This window comes from Streptomyces cacaoi (genome assembly GCF_006539165.1).
Lineage (GTDB): Bacteria > Actinomycetota > Actinomycetes > Streptomycetales > Streptomycetaceae > Streptomyces > Streptomyces cacaoi.
In genome coordinates this window covers 26,304-45,110 of the sequence record NZ_BJMM01000037.1, presented here as the reverse complement: position 1 = coordinate 45,110, position 18,807 = coordinate 26,304, and the positions used below count along the sequence as shown (strand labels likewise).

Here is an 18,807-nt window from a genome sequence, read left to right as displayed (position 1 = left end):
GCTGAGGCCGGGCCGTCCGCCGAGGCCGGGCCGTCCGAGGAAGGCCCGGGCCCGGCGCGGGGGCGGGCCCGGCCGGCGGCGCCGGGACGAGGGACGCGGAACGCGGAACGTCAGAGGGGGACGGTGGTGATCTCCGTTGCCTTGACCGTGGTGTGGACGGGGACGCCGGTGTCCAGCCCGAGTTCGGCGGCGGCCTCGGTGGTGATCTCGGCGACGAGGTCGGGCCCCGGGGCGGAGGCGATCAGCAGCCGCAGCCTGCTGCCGACGGCGGTGATCTCCCGCACCGTGCCGGGCCACACGTTCCGCGGGCTGCCCGTCGGGCGTTCCCGGTGCACGGCCACGGCCTCCGGCGGGAAGACGGCCAGCGCGGGTGCGCCCTCGGCGGCCGGGTCCGCCGCCACCAGCCGCCCGCCGCCGGCCAGTGCGAGCGTGCCGTCGGCCGTCCCCGTGCCGGGCAGCGCGTTGCGGCCCAGCATGCGGGCCACCCACGGCGAGCGGGGCCGGCGGGCGACCTCGGCGGGCGGGGCGTCCTGCACGGCCTCGCCCTCGTCCAGGACGAGCACCCGGTCCGCGAGCGACACCGCCTCGACGGGGTCGTGGGTGACCAGCAGACAGACGCCGCCGAAGCCGGACAGATGGGTGCGCAGGGTGTGGCGCACCCGGGCCCGGGTGGTCTGGTCGAGGGCGGCCAGCGGCTCGTCCAGGAGCAGCAGACGGGGGCGGGTGGCCAACGCCCGGGCGAGGGCGACGCGTTGGGCCTGCCCTCCGGAGATCCGGTCCGGTCTGCGTGCCGCGAGGTGGCCGACGTCGAGCCGGTCGAGCCACGCCCGCGCCCGGCGGCGCGCCTCGGCGCGGGGCACGCCCTGCGCCCGCAGCCCGTACGCCGTGTTCGACAGCGCGGACAGGTGCGGGAAGAGCGCGCCGTCCTGCGGTACCCAGGCGATGCCGCGGCGGTGCGGTGGCAGGCCCGTCACCTCGGTCGCGCCGAGCCGGAGCCGGGCCGAGGCGCGCGGGGTGAGGCCGAGCAGGGCACGCAGCAGGGTCGTCTTGCCCGCACCGTTGGGGCCGACGACGGCGATGGTGGTGCCGGGCTCCGCGTCCAGCGTGAGCCGGGTGAAGCCGGTGAGTTCGGCGGACAGCGGCCGGGCGGCCGAACCGGCCGCGCACACCGCCTCCGCGGAATCACCGTCGCGCCCCGTGCTGCTGCTGCCGCCGCCGCTGGCCGCGCTCCCGTCGACCGTGGCCTCGCCGTCGCGCCCGTCCCCCGCGTCGAGTTCATCCCTGGTGTCGGGTTCGTCCCCGGCGTCGGGTTCGTTTCGGGCGTCCGGTCCGTCCCCGGGATCGCGCCCGATGCGGCCGTCGGGCTCGTCCTCGGAGTCGGGTCCGTCCCCGCCGTCCGGTGCGTCCCCGGCGGCGGGTCCGTCGGCGGCGGCCTCGTCCGGGCCGGGGCCCGGTTCCGCTGCCGCGGTCGGTTCGCTGCCCGGCCCGGGGAATTCCGCCGTGCCCCCGGGCCGGGGGTCCGGTGCTCCGGCCCGGGTTCCGGGCTCCGCCCCGGCTGCGGCGTCCGGCGCGGTGGGCGCCCGGCGCCGGGTGCGGCCGCTTCCGGTGCCGCCGGCCCGCACGTCACCGCCACCGCCCCCGGCCCACCGGCCGCGCAGGGCGACGAGGACGGCCATCGCGGTGGCGAGGAGCAACAGCGAGACGGAGGTGGCGGCCTGGGGGTCGTCCTGGAGCAGCAGATAGACCTGGAGCGGCAGGGTCTGTGTCGTGCCGGGCAGATTGCCGGCGAAGGTGATGGTCGCGCCGAACTCGCCCAGCGCGCGGGCCCAGGTGAGCGCGGCACCGGCGGCCAGCCCGGGGGCGACCATCGGCAGGGTGACGGTGCAGAACACCCGCAGCGGGGAGGCGCCCAGCGAGGCGGCGGTCTCCTCGTAGGCGGGCCGCAGTCCCGCCAGGGTGCCCTCCAGACTGATCACCAGGAACGGCATGGCGACGAAGGTGGCGGCCACCACGGCGCCCGAGGTGTGGAACGGCAGGACGATCCCGAAGGCGCTCTCCAGCCAGGGCCCGAGCAGTCCGCGCCGGCCGAAGCCGAGCAGCAGCGCCACACCGCCGACGGTGGGCGGCAGCACCATCGGCAGCAGCACCAGGGAGCGCACCAGCGCCTTGCCGGGGAAGTCGACGCGTGCCAGCAGCCAGGCCAGCGGTACGCCGAGCACGAGGGAGAGGCCCAGCGCGCAGCCGGAGACGGCGAGCGACAGCTTGAGCGCCCGGGTGACGCTCTCGTCGGTCAAGTGCGTGCCGAGTTCTGCCCATTCGGTCCGGGCGAGGATGCCGGCCAGCGGTACGAGCAGGAACGCGACCGCGACGAGCGCCGGAACGGCGAGCGCCAGGGGTGCCCGGGCGCGGCGGGGCGCACGGCCGGGCACGGCGGCAGCAGCCGGGGCGGCGGAGCCGGGAGAGGCGGGCGCGGCAGGGGAGGTCTTGCGGCTCACGGCTTCTGGAAGCCTGCCGCACGCAGCAGCTTCTGGGCCTGGGCGCTGTGCAGCCAGCTCACGAAGTCCGCGGCGGCCTTGGAGTGCTTCGACTCCTTGAGCGCGGCGGCCGGGTAGGAGGCGAGGGCGTTCTGCTCGTCGGGGATGTCGACGGCGTCGACCTTGCCGGGGGCGGTGGCCGCGTCCGTGCGGTACACGATCCCCGCGTCGGCCTCGCCCAGTTCGACCTTGCTCAGCACGGAGCGCACATTGGTCTCCTGCGAGGCGGGCTTCACCTTCAGCTTCTGTGCGTCCAGCACCTGCTTCGCGTACCGGCCGACCGGCACCTCGGGGGCGGCGAGGACGACCTTGAGCTTGTCGTCGGTGAGGTCCCCCAGCGTGTGGACCTTCTTCGGGTTGCCCTCGCCCGTCGCGATGACGAGCCGGTTCTTGGCGATCACGGTGGGCTTGCCGGTGTCCGCCTTCAGCCCGTCCATGGTCGTGGTGTCCGCCGTGACCAGGACGTCGGCGGGGGCGCCCTGCCGGACCTGGGCGGCCAGTTCCTGCGAGCCGGCGAAGGAGAACTTCACCTCGGTGTCCGGGTGTTCCTTCTCGTAGGCGGCGCCGGCCTTCTTGAACACGTCGGTGAGCGAGGCGGCGCCCAGGACGGTCAGCTCGGTGCGGTCGCCCTTGCCCTCGGCGCCGCCGTCACCGTCCCCGCCGCCGCACGCGGCCAGCGGCAGGAGGACGGCGACGGCCGCGAGTCCGGCCGCGGCGCGGCGCGGCACTCGGGCGGGGGCTGACGGGCGGGCGGAGGTCGGCATGGGCATCTCCCGGGGCGGGACGGCGGGCGCGGTGGGCGCCCGGTGGACGGTGCGGCGCTGCGGGGGCGCGACGGTGCGGCCCGCGAGGCCGGGCGGAAGCCGGAACGGCCGGGGCCGGGAAGGGGGCAGGACGGGGAGGAGGGGCACGAGAGACGGAGAACAGGGAGAACACGGAGAACACGGAGAACGGGCAGGACGGGGGCGGGGAGGTCCGGGCGGACGGTTCAGGGGCAGTCGATGTGCACGCTCGTGGACTTCACCCGCGCCGTCGCCTGCACCCCCACCTCCAGGCCGAGTTCCTCGACGGCCTCGCGCGTCAACAGGGACACCAGCCGGTGCGGACCGGCCTGGATCTCCACCTGGGCCGCGACATCACCGAGCCGGACGGCGGTGACGATGCCGGGGAAGGCGTTGCGCGCCGAGGTGTAGGAGCCCTCGTCGTCCTCCTCGGGGTTCTGGGCGAGTTCGACGGAGAAGTCCGCCAGATCCTTCCCGTCGATCAGCCGGCGTCCGCCGCTGTCCCGGTGGGTGGGGATCCGGCCGGCGTCGGCCCAGCGGCGCGCGGTGTCGGGGCTGACGCCCAGCAGCCGCGCTGCCCGGCCGATCGTGTACGACTGCATGTGCGTCAACGTATGCGGATTCACCTCGCAGGTGCAATCCGATCGGCTGTTTTCCATGGCAATTGCCGAAGCGGCTTGGAGGAACCGCCAAGCCGGGGGCTCGTGGCCGCGGAGCCGAGCGCGGCCACGCGGGAGCGGTGTGGCGGGTGCCGGTCAGGCGGCGTCCAGGGTGAGCGCGTTCTTGGCCTTGTCGAGCGACGCCTCCGGGGCTGCACCGCCCGGATTCTCGGTGGCGAGCGCCTGGTTGAGCGCGACGAAGGGCCGCATACGCCGCTCGTACCGGGCGAACGCCGTGCCGTGGTCGCCGTCCGCGCGGGCCAGTTCGTCGGCGAGCACACAGGCCCCGGCCAGCGCCAGGCTGGTGCCCTGCCCGGACAGCGGCGAGGCGCTGTGTGCCGCGTCACCGACGAGCACGGTGCGCCCGGCCGACCAGCGGTCCAGACGGACCTGCGCCATCGGGTCGAAGAAGAAGTCCGGTGCCGTCCACAGGGCCCGGTGCAGCTGCGGGGTCGCTCCGCCGAGGTGGGCGGTGCGGTCGACGAGGAGCCGCTTGTGCTGTTCGGTGTCGTGCCGGTCCAGGGCGAGCGGTTCGGGGGCGGTGAAGCCGAGGGTGGCCCGCAGCTCGGTGTTGTCCCGCGCGGGGTAGACGCAGTAGGTCGCGGTCTCGTCGCGCAGCCACTCCTGCCAGTTGTCCAGGCAGAGGAAGTTGTCGGTGCTGAAGACGGCCACATAGGCGCCCAGGTGCCGCAGGAACTGCCGCTCCTCGCCGAAGGTCAGCCGCCGTACGGCGGAGTGCAGTCCGTCGGCGCCGGCGACGAGGTCGAAGGTGCGCGGAGCGGCGTGTGCGAAGTGGGCGCGTACGCCCCCGGGGTGCTCGTCGAGTGCGGTGAGGGAGTCGCCGAAGAGGAACTCGGCCTCCCCGGCGGGGCCCAGCAGGAGCGCGGTGAGGTCCTCGCGCAGCAGCTCGATGTCGTCGCTGTCCAGCCGGCCGCTGCTGAACGTCCGCTCCGTGGAGCGCCACACCTCGGTGCCGTCCGCGTCCCGCAGTGACATCCCGCGCATCCGGGTGCGCAGGGCACGCGCCTGCTCCAGCAGTCCCATCCGGTCCAGGACGCCGAGCGCGACGCCGCGGACGTCGATCGCGTGGCCGCCGGGCCGGACCCCGGGCGCCCGTTCGACGACGGTCGGGGCGAAGCCGTGGCGCAGCAGCCGGGCGGCGAGCGTGAGCCCGGCGACACCGGCGCCGGAGATGAGCACGGTCTGCATACGAGAGCCTCCTCTGGTACGGCGTACAGGAATCGGGGGAAACTGAATGTACAGCGTATTCGCAGCCTCGAACAAACGGAGTCTGCGCAGTTCAGGGGTGCTCTGTACTAGGACAGTCGGACGGTTTCCCGGCTGCCGTGCTGCTAGCCTCTGTGCTAGGACAACCAGGAGGAGGGCTGATGACCGCACCGCAGCCGGCCCCGTATCTGCGCATCGCCGGTGAGCTACGCCGCCGCATCGCGGAGGGAGAGCTGGCGCCCGGCGACCGGGTCCCCTCGACGCGGCAGATCGCCCGCGAGTGGAACGTGGCGCTCGCGACGGCCACGAAGGTGCTCGCCGTCCTCCGCCAGGAAGGGCTGGTGCAGGCCCGGCCGCGGATCGGCACCGTCGTCGCCCCCACCGGCCGGCGCCCCGCACCGGACCGCGCCCGCCCGGCCACGCCGGAGGCCGAACTCAGCCGCGAACGCGTCGTACGCGCGGCGATCGCGATCGCGGACGCGGAAGGGCTGGCGGCGCTGTCCATGCGGGCGGTCGCGGCGCGGCTGGAGACCGCGACGATGTCCCCGTACCGCTACGTCGGCGGCAAGGACGACCTCGTGCTGCTGATGGCCGACACCGTCTTCGCCGAGTTCGCGCCCCGGCGGCACGCGGCCGGCAGCGGCCCCGGCGGATGGCGCGAGCGGCTGGAGCAGGGGGCGCGGGCCCTGTGGGCGCTGCACCGCGCACACCCGTGGCTGGCGCACACCGGGCCGCTCACCCGGCCGTTGGTGCTGCCGAACCTCGTCGCCTACTCGGAGTGGATGCTCGGCGCCCTGGAGGGCCACGGGCTCGACCCGGTGACCGCCTTCGACCTCAACGTGCTGCTCTACAGCCACGTCCAGGGCCTCGCCGTCCATCTGGAGCGCGAGACCCAGGCGGAGAGCGCCACCGGCCTGTCGGACCAGCAGTGGGTCGACGCCCAGGGCCCGGCCCTCACCGCCCTCACCACCTCCGGCGCCTACCCGTCCTTCACCCGCGTCCTCACCGCACTCGGCCGGGACGGCTACGACCTGCACCTCGACCGGCTCTTCGACCTCGGCCTGACCGCCCTCCTGGACGGCATCGGCCACCTCGTCGATCCGGGCGACGGGCCGGACAGCGGGCCGGGCGTCGGGCCGAGCGAGGGGCCGGACGAGGGGCCGGACGAGGGGTGACGCCAGGGCGGGCCGCTGCGCCGGACGGACGTCGCTGTGCCGCGCGCCCGTGCCCTGGGCGGGCCACGGAGGTGCCCTCCATGGCCCGTCCCTCGGCCGTCGAGCAGCCGGGCACGGCTCTCGTCGACGACCCGCAACGCCCGGTCAGTCAGGGGGACTTGTACTCGGCTTCTTCATTCGCCCCTTCTGTCGCCGAGCGGTAGGTTCGATCTTCACCGGTCCGCGCGTCCGGGATCAGACACCCACGGTCGCCGAGCGTCCGCAGCGTGCTGCGCGTCTGCCAAGGGAGCAACTGCCATGGAACTTCACGTCACTCTGCCCGCCGAACGCCCCGACGCGGACCCCCGCCGACTGGCAGAGCTGGCACGCCTGGCCGAGGAGCTCGGCTATGGCGGCATCACGCTGCCCGACCACCTCTTCAGCCCCCGACCGTGCGACGAAGGCTACGGTGGCCCGTTCGACGCGTTGGTGACTCTGGGGCACCTCGCTGCGGTCACCGAACGCGTGGAGCTGGTCACCTCGGTCCTCCTCCTGCCGCTGCGCAACCCGTACGTGGTCGCCAAACAGGCCGCCACACTCGCACGCCTGAGCGGCGACCGCTTCGTGCTCGGCGTCGGTGTCGGCTGGGAACGGTTCGAATTCGACGCCACCGGTGCCGAGTTCACCACCCGTGGCGCGCGCACCGACAGTGCCCTGCAACTCATCCGCAGCCTCCACACGACGGGCGGGGCCGCTTTCGCCAACCTCCACCATGACCACCCGTCCGGGCATTTCGCCCCGGTCCCCGAGCTCCCGGTGCCGCTCCTGATCGGCGGCAACAGCGACGCTGCCCTGCGCCGCGCCGCCCGGTACGGCGACCGATGGCAGTCCCACGGCATCGGACCGGAGGAATTCGCGACGCGTGTATCCCGTCTGCGCTCGCTCACCGACCGTCCCCTTGCCACCGACGCCCGTACCCCGATCGCCGACGGCTCCCCGGCACAAGCAGCTCAAGCCACCGCGGGTGAGCTGGATGCCTGGGCGTCCGCGGGAGCGGAGCGGCTGGCCGTGTGGTGCGGACCGGACGCCGACACGGCAGGAGAGCGCATGCGGGCCCTCGCCGCGTTGTCACAGGCTCGTCCGTACCTGGCCCGATGAAGCCGCGCCCGTAGCGGACCAGGACGCCGCAGGTGCCGCCGTCCGGATGACGGGTGCACCTGTTCCCGCTGGCCGTGGGTGCGGGGAGTCCGGCGGATTCAGGGCACCGATGACGTGCGGGAAGACCTGGGCGTGAATTGGTCGTTGGCGGACTTCGGCTCAACGGTGCGTCGGGGGCGTGAGGTGACGTGGCGATGCCAGGGGGGCAAGTGTTCAGGAAAGCGTTCCGCCACGGGGTCGGACGTGCCTCGGTCGTGGAGAACGACCGACGGCGAGATGCGGAGTTGAGAGCGCACGGTCGCCGGTTGATGCGTGAGCTGGCGCCTCCGCTGCCGCTCAGGGTCACAACGTTGTGTGCGTTACTGGCAGAACAGAGAGGCACCCCGATCAAGCTGCTGGAGTGGGAACTGCCCGCCAACGGCCCGTTCGGGGTCCTGCTTTCCCGTCAGCACGAGGACGTCATCGTCTACCAGGCGAAGGCGACCAGGGCACACCAAGAACACATCATCCTGGCGGCCCTTCCGTCCCGGACGGAGAAGCGCGCCGCCGCGGCCCCGGCCGCCGGCTGCCGCGCCACCGCCCCCTGAACGGCAGCGGCCCGCCCGTCCGGGTGCGCTGCCGCCGGGCCGAGGCGTCGGGCCCCGGGGACCACTCCGTCCGCACCGGCCCCGACCGCCTAGCCTGTACCGGTGAACGAGAGCGACGGGGATCTGCGGGCCGACTGCGGGGCGTGTGCGGGGCTGTGCTGTGTGGCGCTGCCGTTCGCCGCCTCGGCGGACTTCGCGGAGGACAAGCCCGCCGGCCGCCCCTGCCGGCACCTCACGGCCGACCACCGCTGCGGCATCCACGACCGGCTGCGCGACAGCGGCTACCAGGGATGCGCCGTCTTCGACTGCTACGGCGCCGGCCAGCGGGTCACGGCCCGGCCCGGGCTGGTGCCGGGAGCGGCCATGTTCGAGGTCTTCCGGGTCACACGGCAGTTGCACGAGCTGCTCTGGTACCTGGCCGAGGCCGCCGAGCGTGCCGAGCCGGCCGAGCCGTCCGCGCTGTACGCCGAGATCGACGCGCTGGTCGCGGGCGACGCCGGCACGCTCGTCGCCACCGATGTGGACGCGCTGCGTGCCCGCGTCGGCCCGGTACTCGAACGGGCCGCGGCGCGGGTGCATGCGGGCGCGGGCGCCGGTGACGGCCGGGATCTGCGCGGCGCCGACCTCGTGGGCGCACGGATGCGGGGCGCCCGGCTGCGCGGGGCGCGGCTGCGCGGGGCCCTGCTGATCGCGGCCGATCTGCGCGGCGCCGATCTGCGCACGGCGGACCTCCTCGGGGCCGATCTGCGCGACACCGATCTACGGGGCGCCGATCTGTCCGGCTGTCTCTTCCTCACCCAGCCGCAACTGGAGGCCGCGCGCGGCGACACCGCGACCGTGCTGCCGTCCCGGCTCTCCCGGCCCGCGCACTGGCCCGCCGCTCACCCGGGTGGGGCGCACGGTGGCGCCGGGCACATGGCCGGCCCGTCCGCCGGGAAGGCCACCCCGCGTGGCCGGGCGAAGGGGTACCGGCCGGGCAAAAGGAGCGGCGATGGCAGCGGTGGACGGCGCGGGCGGGAACGGTACGAGGGGCGCCGGAAAGGCACCGGGGGCGGGCCCGGCGCCGGACGCGGGGGCGAGAACCGGAACCGCGGCACGGACCGCCGCCCGGACGACCGCGGCTGACGCCGGGGGCCCGTCCGTTCCGGGGACGACGACGAGGACGGGGACAGGGACAGGGGCAAGGACAAGGGGAGCGGGGACGAGGAAGGGGCAGGGGGCGGGGACGGAGGCCGGGGTGGGGCTGCCGGCCGTGCCGGAGTCCGCGGGGGGTTCGCTGCCGACGGGCTCACCGGGCGCCGTCACCGGTTCCGCTTCGTCCCGTGTGCCCGGCACCGGTTCCGCGTCGGCCGGCGTGTCCGGCTCCGGTTCCGCTCCGACTCGCTTGCCGGGCGCAGGAGTCGGTGCCGCTTCCGCCGGTGGCTTTCCGGCGGCCGGTCAGACGTCCGGGGGGTCCCCGGCGTCCGGCCGCACCGGGGCGGCGGCCCTCCGGTCGGCCGGTGGCGGGACGGTGCCCCGTATCGACGCCCGGTGGGGGAGCGGGGCCGGGCGGTTCGGGCGGGACCGGCACGGGGTGGAGTTCAGCGGGGGCGGCGCCGACGGGGAGGCCGGCCGGGCTTACGAGCGGGCCGTCGACGCGCTGCTGTTCTTCCGGGGCGACGTCGCCGACCACGTCGAGGCGATGCGCCGGGCCGCCCCGCGGGCGCCCATGGCGCACGTCTTCGCCGCCTATCTGGGGCTGCTCGGCACGGAGGAGACCCGCGCCAGGGCCGCCGGCGAGGAGTTCGCCCGGTTCCGGGCCGATGTCGACCACAGCGCCTTCGCACCTCGCGAACGGGCCCATCTCCAGACGGCGTCCGTCTGGCTGGCGGGCGACACGGCCCGCGCGGGCGAACTGCTGCGGGAGGTGAACGTCACCTGGCCCAGGGACACCCTCGCCCTCGCCGTCGGACACCAGATCGACTTCTTCACCGGCGACGGCGACGCCCTGCGCGACCGGGTCGCCGGCGCGCTGACGGCCTGGGACGAGCAGGATCCGCACTACGGGCCGCTGCTGGGCATGTTCGGCTTCGGCCTGGAGGAGTCCGGCCAGTACGGGCGGGCCGAACAGGTCGCGCGGGAGGCGGTCGCCCGCAACGCGCGGGACGTCTGGGCCACCCACGCCGTCGTCCACACGCTGGAGATGCAGAGCAGATTCGCCGAGGGGATCGCCTATCTCGACGCGCGCACCGGTGACTGGGGCGGCCGCAACATGATGGCCGTGCACAACTGGTGGCACTACGCCCTCTACGCGCTGGAGGCCGGGGAGCCGGGCAGGGCGGTCGAGATCTACGACGCGGTCGTGCACACCCCGCAGTCCCAGGGCCTCGCCCTCGAACTCCTGGACGCCGCCGCCCTGTTGTGGCGGCTCCACCTCGACGGGGCCGACGACGCGATCGGCCCGCGCTGGGGCCCGCTGGCCGACGCCTGGGCGGCCCGCGCGGACGGCCCGCACTACGCGTTCAACGACACGCACGCCGTCATGGCGTACCTCGGCGCCGGACGCCTGTCCGAGGCCGAGGCGCTGATCGCCGACCGGACGGCCTGGGCCGGGCGCCCGCACCCCGGCGTCACCAACCACGCCATGACCGTACGGGTCGGCATCCCGGTGTGCCGGGCGCTGCTCGCGTTCGCGCAGGAGCGGTACGGGCGCACCGTGGATCTGCTGATGCCGGTGCGGAACGCGCTGCGCGGCTACGGCGGCAGCCACGCGCAGCGCGACGCGGTGCAGCGCACGCTCGTCGAGGCGGCCGTGCGCGCGGGACGCACGGAGACGGCCCGCACCCTGCTGAGCGAACGGCTCGCACTGCGGCCGAGCAGCCCCTACAACTGGCTCGGCCGGGCCCGGCTCGCCGAACAGCTCGGTGAGGCCGCGACGGCCGCCGCGTACCGCGCCAGGGCCGAGGCCCTCGCGGCGCCGGGCCGTACCGCCCTCGCCGACGCGGCACCGCCCACGCCGCGTTGACCCGGGGCGGACCCGCCCCCTCCCCGCCCGTACCGTGCGGCAGCCGCTGCCCGGGTGCCGGACGCCGGACGTCCGGTGCCCTTCGGCTGCGGTGACCGCAGCCGCCGGGCCCGCTGGCGTCCGATGTCCGCCGGTCCCGGCCCGCGGGTGTGCGCCCGCGCCGGTCGTCGGGTGACCCCGTCCAACGGGCGGGTGCAGGACGGATGTTGCCCGGGAGTCCGGGTGCGTGCCGGTGGTTCGTGGTGGCGCGCGGGGTGGTCGCGTCCGCCCCGCGCGTCGGGCCCGGTACCGGCGTGCGGGCGCGCGGTCGATGGCAGGGGGCCGCCGTCGCCCGGCGGGACACCTGCCGCACACCGGCGCACCTCTGTTCATCATATGAAGAATCGGTCATGTTTCTTGATTCGCGGACAAGCCGGGAAGTCCTCACAGCAGCGCGGCCGTCGTGGTCCGGGAGGGCTCCCGGGACGCGGGGCACGCGGGGGACGTGGGTGCGGGTCCGTGGGAGGGGGCGGCGGTGCCGGGAGCGGCGGGCGGACGGTGGGGCGGACACCGGGACGGACGGCGGGGCGGGGGCCGGGCGCGGGCCCGGGTGTTCGTCGCGGCGGGGCGGGCGGCGGTGCGCGCCCACGCGGCGGACGAGCCCTGGGTGCAGCTCAACCTCACCCCGGCCGAGGGGCCCCGCGGCGAGCTGTACGCCCAACTCGCCCGGATCGCACGGGAGATGCTCGACCACGGTACGGCCCGCAACTTCTTCTTCATGCACAAGGCGCCCGGGCTGCGCGTCCGGTTCCAGGCGCCGGGGCCCTGCCCGCAGGCGCTGCACCGTGCGCTGCTGCGCCGCTTCCGGGGGACGCCGGGCCTGCGGGGCGAACCCGTCCGCGCCGTCTACGAGCCCGAGCACTATCTCTTCGGCGGGCCGGGATCCATGCGGTACGTCCACGCGCTGTTCACCCTCGACGCGCTGGCCTGGCTCGACCACCACGCCGGGCCGCCGCGCGGGGACGGCGGTGCCACGGCGTGGCGGCTGTCGCTGGTGCTGCTGGGCGAGGTGTGCGCCGGGCTCGGCATCGTCGGCTGGGAACAGCGCGGCATGTGGCAGGAGGTGCGCTCGGCCGCCGGCCGGCGGCTGCGGGCCGTCGACCGTGACGATCCGCGGATGCGGCGCGCAGCGGACGGCATCCTCGCCCAGTGGCGGCTGCCGCGCGGCGCGGCGCTCGACACCTTCGCCGGGGACCGCGCGCCCTGCTACCTGCGGCACGCCGAGGCGGTGCGGGCGGCGGCGGAGCGCTGGCGCACCGGCTGGTTCGAGCCCGTGCGCGGTGTGCCGTCGGCGGCCGGGCAGCCCGTGGAGGTCGGGCCCCGGCGGGCCGCCGCGTACTTCACCGTCTTCCACTGGAACCGCGGGCTCGTCTCCCTCGCCCGGCAGAACCTGATCACCGAGGCGCTGGCCGGCGAGGGGAGCAGGCATGCGGCGCGTGCCTGACTCCGTGGCCGTGGCGGACGAGAAGCTCCCGCTGGGCTCCGTCGCCCTGGTGCGCACCGCCGGGGTGCCCGCCGCGGTGTGGGCGGCGGCGGGCAGCCCCCAGCTGTTCGACCGGGCGGCGGCGCTCGACGCCGAGGCGGCCCGGCAGGCGGGCTGGGCACGGGAGCTGGCCGAACGGCTCGGCTGCGACGTCGTCCCGGACGACCGGCTCCCGCGAGCCGACCGCGGGTCCGTGCTGGCGCTGCGGCGCAGACTGCACGCGGCGGGCGCGCCCGCGCGGGGCGAGCGCACGGTGACCGGGGCCGTCGCCCGGCTCGCCCCGGCGCTGGCCCGGGAGCTGGGCGAACTCGCCGAGGCAGCAGCCCGGTTGGGCGCGGGGCGCGAGGAGTTCGCGCGCGAGGTCGCGGCCGAGCGGGAACGCGCCGGACGATTCCTGCTGCACGCCTGCACGGCCGACCCGGTGCCGGGCGGCTTCGTCGACCAGACCTCGCCGCACCTCCTGGAGGACATGGCGCGCCGGGCGGCGGCCGGTGAGCCGTGGGGCGGCAAGCGGATGCGCAAGTCCACCGGGTATCTGTGGCGGGCGCTGGCCCGAGCGGCGGCCAAGACCACCCCGCGCGGCTGGGTCGGCCAACTCGCCGCCGTCCCCGTCGACCTCAATCCGGCCGCCGTCCCCGCACCGCCGGGCGCCGTGCCCGCGCAGCCGACGGCGGACGGCCGGCAGCACCCCTGTGTGCAGCGGCTGTTGCCCTGCCCGGCGCCGCGGCTGACGGACACGGCCACGCTGCGCACCGAGAACGTGCACGCGCTCTGGTCCGCGCTGCGCGCCCTCGACCCGCCGGGGGAGGGCAGCAGGCTGCCGCTCTCGCTCACCCCGCTGCACCACCTCACCGGCGTACCCGGCTCCGGCACCCTGCGCTGCTGTGTCGTCGACCCCGGTCCCGAGGGCTCACGGCTGCGCCGTCTGACGCTGCGCAGGACGGCGGTCCTGGACACGATCGTGGCCGTGCTCGCCGACGGGCCGCTGGGCGCCGACCGGATCGAGGCGGCCGTCGCGGCCCGCTCGGTGCAGGCCCCGAGCCCCGCCGCGCTGCGCGGCTTCCTGGCGCACCTGCTGCGCCTCGGTGTGCTCCAGGTGTGCGCGGCCCCGCAGGCCACCCGCCCGGAGTGGACCGCGCCCCGGCCCGTGCCACCCCCCACGGGCCGGGGCGCCCGGGAACCCTCCGCCGTCCCGCGGCCCCGCGCCACGGGCGTCCGGGCCGCGCCGCGCACGGCCGTCGCACCGGGCGGCTTCGCGGCCGGCGGCCGGTTCCGGACCGACGGCTGGTTCCTCGACTCCTACCGGGCGCTGCACACCGCCGTGCCGGGCGCCGCCGTCCCGCGCGTCGCGGAGGGCCTGCGGCTCGCCCGGCGGCTCGCCGCGCTGCGCGCCGCCGACCGGGGGCCGCAGCGGCCCCGCTGGCAACAGCTCGACGAGGCCGCCTCGATCGGCCCGGCGCCCCGCTCCGTCGCCGCGATCCTCGACGCCCACCACCCCGTCGGCACCGCCGCCGCCCCGCCGCGCACCCCGCCCCGCTACACCGGCTGGCACCCGGCACGCACCCCCGGCTCCGGCTACGCCCGGCTGCTCGCACACCTGGCGGCCCGGCTCGGCGAGGAGCGCGTCGACGTGGACGAGGCGCTGCTGGACGCGGTCGGTGCGCCCGAGGTCCCGGCCGTGCTGGAGAGCTGGCCCGCGGACTGCCTGCTGCGGCCGCTGCCCGGCCCGGGGCCGCTGGCCGTCCTGGAGTCGTCCTCACCGGCCGGCGTCGTGGACGCCCGGTTCGCCGACGCGCTGGACGAACTGCACGGCGACTACCCCAACGTCCGCGCCTACCGGGCGTTCCTCGCCGCGCTGGAGCAGGCGTCGGGGGTGCGCTTCCTCGAACTGCTGCTGCCCCCGCTGGGGGAGTCGGCGGCCAACGCGGTCCGGCGCCCGGTGCTGACCGGCTGGTGCACCGGCGACCCGGACACCGCCCTCTACCACGACCGGGTGCCCTCCGGGCCCGGCGCTCCCCGCCCGGTCCGGCACATCCCGCTGGAGCGGATCACCCTGCGCCGGCTCGGGGACCGGCTCGTCGCCGAGGTGGACGGCGTCCGCGTCCACCCGGTGCACCACGCGACGCGCACCGCGGCGCCGCCCTACGACCGGCTGCTGCCGCTGCTGCTCGGCGCCGGGCACCCGGCCACCGGCCACGTGGTCCAACTCTGCGGCCAGGCCGGTGCGTTCCCCCGGGCCCAGCGGGTGCCACGGCTGACCGTCGGCGGGCATCTCGTCGTCAGCCCGGCCCAGTGGCGCGTACCGCGCTCCGCGCTCTGGCGCGCGACCGACACCGAGCCGGCCAAGGCCACCGCGCTGGCCGCGCTGCGCCGCTCCCTCGGCCTGCCCCGCTTCGTCCATCTGCGGGCGACACCCGGCGGGAAGCCGGTGCCCGTCGATCTGGCGGCGCTGCCCGCGCTCCAGGCGATCGAGCGGCTGTGCCAGACGTCCGACGGCGCCGAGCTGATCGCCGAGGAGGCGCTGCCCGCGCCCGGCCAACTCATGCTGCGCGACGCCCGGTACACCGGCCCGCCGGGCGACGGCGACCGGGAAGCGGCCGGGGCGGCGGACCGACCCGACGCCGTGGCCGCCCAGTTGATGCTGCGCATGCCCTGCGACGTGCCGGCCGCCGAACTGGCCGCCCGCGCGCACGCCGCCCTGCGCGGCACCGCCGATCTCCCCGGGGCGCCCGGCGTCCCGGGGTGGACATCACCCACACAGTGAAGGAGAGGAAGGCACATCATGGCCCACTTCGAAGCGACCGAGCTGGATGAGCTCATCGAGGACCTCGACATGCAGATGACCGAGGCAGGCGTGGAGGCGGAAGCCGCGTTCAGCGCGCTGTGCACGACCCTCGCCTGCAACACCGTCATCTGTTCCTGATCCCGTGACCGAGCCGTCCGGCCCCGTGCCGGGCGGCTCCCCGTGGCCCGTGGCCCGGGGCCCCGCGGTCCCGGCCGTGCACGGCGCCGCGCCGGTGACCGACCGTCCACCGAAGGGGGCGCGTTGACGGCCCACGACAGCGTGACCGGTCAGGGAGCGTACACACGGGCGGCCGGGCTGGCCGCCGAGCTGCTGGACGCCTGGTCGGCACGGCACGCAGCGCTCCTCGCCCGGCGGGAACCCGCCCGCCCGGCCGAGCCGGGCGACGAGCCGGTGAACGACCCGGCCGTACCGGTCCTCGCCGGCCTGCTCGCCGCCGGCGGGCCGCCCGCCGCGCACGGCACCGCCGCCCGGGCCGCCGGGCTCTGGGCCAGAACCGCCGGCCGCGGGCGGCGTCATCCGGGGCTGTACGACGGCGGGTTCACCGGGACCTGGTTCGGGCTGCGGCAGGCCGCGTCCCTCCATCCGGAGCTGGGGCCGGTCGTCGAACGGCTGCGCGGCCGGCTGCCGGTGGACAGGGCGCCGGCCGCGGAACGCTACGGCGCCGTCACCTTTCCCGACTACGACCTCATCCTCGGCCCGGCCGGACTGCTGCTCACACTGGCGGCCGACGAGGCGTGCGCTCCCCGTGAACCGGAGCCGCTGGTACGGGCGTTGAGCGCGCTGTGCGACGATCCGGCGCTGCCCGGCCTGCGGGCGCACCACCCGGGCAGCGCGCTGCTCGGCTGGCTCGACGGACGTGTCGACACCGGGATGGGGCACGGCGCCGCCGGGGTGGCCGTCGCCCTCGCCGCCGGGGTGCGCCGGCTGCGGGCCGCGGGAGAGGGAGCCGTGCCCCCGCAGGCCCTGGTCGCGCTGGCGCATCTGGCGGGCTGGCTGCGGGCCGAGGCGTACGAGGACGCCCGCTCCGTGCGCACCTGGGACGGCGCGGGCCCGCGCGAGGGCGCACCGGCACCGGGCGCACGGGCCCGGCAGGGCTGGTGCTACGGCACGCCCGGCGTCGCCTGGGCGCTGTGGGAGACGGCCGATGTGCTCGGCGACGCGGAGCTGGCGGGCTGGGCGTGCGAGGCGTTCAGCACGCTCGCCGCCGCCTTCGACCCGGACTTCCATCTGCCGGGCGACCACCCGGGCGACCGGCTCGGGGTGTGCCACGGCGCCGCGGGGGTGCTGCTGGTCGCCGACGCCTTCCACCGGCACGCCGGGGTACCGGCCGCCGGGCGGCTCCGGCTGCGCATGCTGAGCCATCTGGCCGTGCACGAGGACGCGATCCGCTCGCTGGCCGGGGAGCGCACGGGGGTGCTGACCGGGGCCGCCGGGGTGCTCGCCGCCGTGCTGACCGCCACCGGCGGCGACCGCGGCTGGCTGTCCTGCCTCGGCCTGCGCTGAGAGCCGCCCCGCACGCGCGCCGGACGAGCGCGGTCGTTGCGAACCCTCCGATCCGGGCCCTCCGCCCCGGTTGTCGGCCGCCCGCACGGGCCGGATCCTCGTGCGCCCGCGGCCACCCGGGCCGGGCCCGCGACAGGGAAACATGTACGTTACACCCATGAGTCGTGTCATCTCGTGGGACCTGCCCCGACCCGCCGTGACGCGGCGGCAACCGATCCGCTTCGGCTACGAACTCCTGCGCGGCATCGCCCAGGTGGACTTCATGCCGAACGCGGCCTGCGGCCTCTTCTTCGTCGCCGCGCTGTTCGCCGCCGGGTGGCAGTTCGGGCTCTACGGGCTGCTCGGCACCGCCGTCGGCACCGGCGCCGCCTATGTGCTCGGCGTCGACCGGGAACGGATCGGCGCCGGACTCGAAGGGTTCAACGGATGCCTGGTCGCGGTGGCCTCCGCCGTCTTCCTCGGCCCGGACCACGCCTCGACCTGGGTGATGGCCGTCGGCGGCGCCGTCGTCGCCTCCGTCATCACCGGCGCCCTGGTGCATCTGCTGCGGCCCTGGGCCATGCCCACGTTCACGCTGCCGTTCTGCCTCGTCGCGAGCGTCGTGACCATCGCCGCGCCCGGCTTCCAGCGGATATGGCACGGCGGTTCGGCGCTCGCCGCGCTGCCGCGCACCGCCTCCGGCACCTCCGCGCTGGACTGGTCCGGGCTGGCACACGCCTTCTGCGCCAACATCGGCCAGATCTTCCTGATGCCGCAGTGGTACGTGGGCCTGCTCTTCCTCGCCGGGATCTTCGTCGCCGATCTCGTCGCCGGGCTCACCGCCTGCCTCGGCAGCGTCATCGGCATCGTCACCGCCTGGGCGCTCGGCGCGCCCGCGTCCGGCGTCACCCAGGGCCTGCTCGGCTACAACGCCGTCCTCGTCGCCATGGCGCTCGGCGCGGTCTTCCTGGAGCGGGGGGTGTGGAGCCTCGGCTACGCCGCCGTCGGGGCCGCCGCCGCCACGGTGCTGACCGTCGCCGTCACCTCGTTCTTCGCCCCCTTCGGCGGCCACACCCTCACCTGGCCCTACATCCTCACCACACTCTTCTTCCTGGCCGCCGTCCCGGCCTTCCCCCGGCTGCGCAGAACCTGACGGCGGGACGGAACCGGGGAGTTGCGCGGAATCCGACGGCGGTGCCGCCGCCGCGCCCGCTCCCGCGGCGGGCCGGGCGTGCAGCGGACGATCCGGGTGTGCAGCGGACGGGCCGGGTGTTCACGGAACGATCCGGCCGTTCAGCAGGCGGGCGGGGCGTTCACGGGACGAGCCGGGCCGGGAAACCGCCGGTCGCGAGAGGGCCCCAGCGGTGCGGGCTCACCCGGATCAGCGACTTGCCCTGCTTGAGCATCGCCGTCCGGTACTCGTCCCAGTCCGGATGCTCGCCCGCGACCGCCCGGTAGTACTCGACGAGCGGCTCGACCGACTCCGGGGCGTCGACGACCTCCGCCGCGCCGTCGATCTGCACCCACGGGCCGTTCCACTCGTCCGACAGCACCAGCACGCTCACCTCCGGGTCGCGCCGCGCGTTGTGCGTCTTGGCGCGCTCCGGATACGTGGACATCACGAGCCGGCCGGCGGAGTCCAGACCGCAGGTGAGCGGGGACGCCTGCGGAGCACCGTCGGCGCGGCGGGTCATGAGCACGGCACGGTGCCGAGGACGGACGAAATCCAGCAGACCGGCCAGGTCCACCCGGGTCGTGGAGGCGATGGAAGGACTCATGCCGCGAACGTACGTCATCGCGCGACGTGTACGGGAGCGATGTCACGAAAGGGCACCTGCACGCGGGCCAACGGGTGGACGGCGGGATCGACGAAAGGCGCAGCGCGCACGGCC

Annotated in this window: 14 protein-coding genes and 1 pseudogene; 10 read left to right on the top strand and 5 right to left on the bottom strand. The window is 76.0% G+C overall.

Annotated features, from left to right (window positions below; translation table 11 throughout):
• Window positions 1-110: 110 nt before the first annotated feature.
• The 4 genes from SCA03_RS26510 to SCA03_RS26495 form a co-directional block, all read right to left on the bottom strand.
• Window positions 111-2,429, bottom strand: coding sequence for an ABC transporter permease (locus SCA03_RS26510; protein WP_141275704.1), 2,319 nt, complete (start codon window positions 2,427-2,429; stop codon window positions 111-113).
• Between the two features lie 62 nt (window positions 2,430-2,491).
• Window positions 2,492-3,298 carry a molybdate ABC transporter substrate-binding protein gene (gene modA / locus SCA03_RS26505; protein WP_141275700.1) on the bottom strand — a complete coding sequence of 269 codons (807 nt, stop codon included), beginning with the start codon at window positions 3,296-3,298 and terminating at the stop codon, window positions 2,492-2,494.
• A gap of 224 nt (window positions 3,299-3,522) precedes the next feature.
• The gene (locus SCA03_RS26500; RefSeq protein WP_086818403.1) at window positions 3,523-3,918 is read right to left on the bottom strand and encodes a TOBE domain-containing protein; all 396 of its coding nucleotides are present in this window, start codon (window positions 3,916-3,918) and stop codon (window positions 3,523-3,525) included.
• 153 nt (window positions 3,919-4,071) lie between these two features.
• Window positions 4,072-5,184 (bottom strand): FAD-dependent monooxygenase, encoded by a 1,113-nt coding sequence (locus SCA03_RS26495; protein ID WP_086817953.1) that lies wholly within the window; start codon window positions 5,182-5,184, stop codon window positions 4,072-4,074.
• Window positions 5,185-5,363: 179 nt separating this feature from the next.
• On the opposite strand from SCA03_RS26495, the gene SCA03_RS26490 reads away from it, so the two are divergent.
• The 10 genes and pseudogenes from SCA03_RS26490 to SCA03_RS26450 all read left to right on the top strand — a co-directional run bounded on the left by SCA03_RS26490 (window position 5,364) and on the right by SCA03_RS26450 (window position 18,068).
• Entirely contained in the window at window positions 5,364-6,377 is a 1,014-nt protein-coding gene (locus SCA03_RS26490) for a GntR family transcriptional regulator (protein WP_086817952.1), read from the top strand.
• Window positions 6,378-6,674: 297 nt separating this feature from the next.
• The gene (locus SCA03_RS26485; RefSeq protein WP_086817951.1) at window positions 6,675-7,514 is read left to right on the top strand and encodes a TIGR03619 family F420-dependent LLM class oxidoreductase; all 840 of its coding nucleotides are present in this window, start codon (window positions 6,675-6,677) and stop codon (window positions 7,512-7,514) included.
• A 308-nt stretch (window positions 7,515-7,822) separates the two neighbouring features.
• The gene (locus tag SCA03_RS26480; protein ID WP_230988926.1) at window positions 7,823-8,101 is read left to right on the top strand and encodes a hypothetical protein; all 279 of its coding nucleotides are present in this window, start codon (window positions 7,823-7,825) and stop codon (window positions 8,099-8,101) included.
• A 102-nt stretch (window positions 8,102-8,203) separates the two neighbouring features.
• Window positions 8,204-8,980: pseudogene (locus SCA03_RS26475) on the top strand (pentapeptide repeat-containing protein); the annotation flags it as partial.
• Window positions 8,981-9,611: 631 nt separating this feature from the next.
• Entirely contained in the window at window positions 9,612-11,105 is a 1,494-nt protein-coding gene (locus tag SCA03_RS26470) for a tetratricopeptide repeat protein (protein ID WP_230988925.1), read from the top strand.
• A gap of 514 nt (window positions 11,106-11,619) precedes the next feature.
• Window positions 11,620-12,588: a thiopeptide-type bacteriocin biosynthesis protein gene (locus SCA03_RS26465; RefSeq protein WP_230988924.1), complete on the top strand. Its 969-nt coding sequence runs from the start codon at window positions 11,620-11,622 to the stop codon at window positions 12,586-12,588.
• Window positions 12,572-15,391, top strand: a complete 2,820-nt coding sequence (locus tag SCA03_RS26460) for a lantibiotic dehydratase (RefSeq protein ID WP_141275699.1) — start codon at window positions 12,572-12,574, stop codon at window positions 15,389-15,391. Before SCA03_RS26465 ends, SCA03_RS26460 begins: the two co-directional genes overlap by 17 nt.
• An 18-nt stretch (window positions 15,392-15,409) precedes the next feature.
• Window positions 15,410-15,550, top strand: coding sequence for a hypothetical protein (locus SCA03_RS35280; RefSeq protein WP_158102352.1), 141 nt, complete (start codon window positions 15,410-15,412; stop codon window positions 15,548-15,550).
• Window positions 15,551-15,673: 123 nt separating this feature from the next.
• Window positions 15,674-16,936, top strand: coding sequence for a lanthionine synthetase LanC family protein (locus SCA03_RS26455; protein ID WP_230988923.1), 1,263 nt, complete (start codon window positions 15,674-15,676; stop codon window positions 16,934-16,936).
• A gap of 157 nt (window positions 16,937-17,093) precedes the next feature.
• Window positions 17,094-18,068 (top strand): urea transporter, encoded by a 975-nt coding sequence (locus tag SCA03_RS26450; protein ID WP_078874017.1) that lies wholly within the window; start codon window positions 17,094-17,096, stop codon window positions 18,066-18,068.
• Window positions 18,069-18,228: 160 nt separating this feature from the next.
• Here SCA03_RS26450 and SCA03_RS26445 read toward each other — a convergent pair whose 3' ends face one another.
• On the bottom strand, window positions 18,229-18,693 hold the full coding sequence (locus tag SCA03_RS26445; protein WP_030887153.1) for a PPOX class F420-dependent oxidoreductase: 465 nt from the start codon (window positions 18,691-18,693) through the stop codon (window positions 18,229-18,231).
• Between the last annotated feature and the right edge of the window lie 114 nt (window positions 18,694-18,807).